General features: G+C 54.6%; 1 protein-coding gene and 1 pseudogene. Both read right to left on the reverse strand.

The annotated features are described in order from the left end of the window. On the reverse strand, window positions 1-541 hold a 541-nt coding region (locus I8U19_RS17130), incomplete at its 3' end, for an ATP-binding protein (protein WP_198056626.1). Next, window positions 538-731, reverse strand: a pseudogene (locus I8U19_RS17460) (IS21 family transposase); the annotation flags it as partial. The pseudogene I8U19_RS17460 and the gene I8U19_RS17130, both read right to left, overlap by 4 nt.

A 731-nucleotide genomic window follows, 5' to 3' on the forward strand; every position in this document is an offset into this window, starting at 1 on the left:
TGGCTGCCAAGCTATCCAGGGGGAGGTAGCCCACTTCATCAATCACCAGAACTTTGGGCCGTATATACACTCTGAGCCGTTTGTCCAAGCGGTTTTCCTCATAAGACTTGCGGAGGTCTTCAACCAGATGCGTCAGACTCACGAAGTAGACGGAGAGTCCTTTGGCGATGGCCTCTATGGCCATCGCAATGGCCAGGTGCGTTTTTCCCACGCCCGGTGGTCCGAGCAGGATCAGGTTTTCATTCCGCTGAACGAAGGTCATGGTGGCCAGTTCCCGGACGAATCTTTCGTCGAGGCTGGGTTGAAAAGAGAAGTCGAAGTCGTCCAGGCTCTTCCGGTAAGGGAGACGTGCCAATTTGGTGCGAACCTCGAGATTCCGACGCTTTCGCTCCGTCAGTTCTGCTTCCAACAACTCTCCCAAAAACGCCAGGTATGTGTACTGTGCATGTTGTGCGGCTTTCAGCCGCACATCCAGAAGCTCGGAAGCCCGATGGAGACCCAATTCCTCGAGCCGAAAGCGGACTTGTTCCAGTTCCGTCATGGGCTCACCCCTGTCAATTGCTCGTACACCTCAAGTGAGCGAACTTCCACGTCATGAACGGGAATCTGTGTTGCACGGGGGCGTGGAACCAGATAGCCCTGCGCAAGCGTGAGCCCCTTGTATTGGTCGGGACAAGTTCGGATCTCTCTGGACTTTGTGGTCTTTTCATGCCTGGATATCAACTCGTATC

Origin of the sequence: Thermoactinomyces sp. CICC 10523 (genome assembly GCF_016055105.1) — a bacterium.
GTDB classification, from domain to species: Bacteria; Bacillota; Bacilli; order Thermoactinomycetales; family Thermoactinomycetaceae; genus Thermoactinomyces_A; species Thermoactinomyces_A daqus.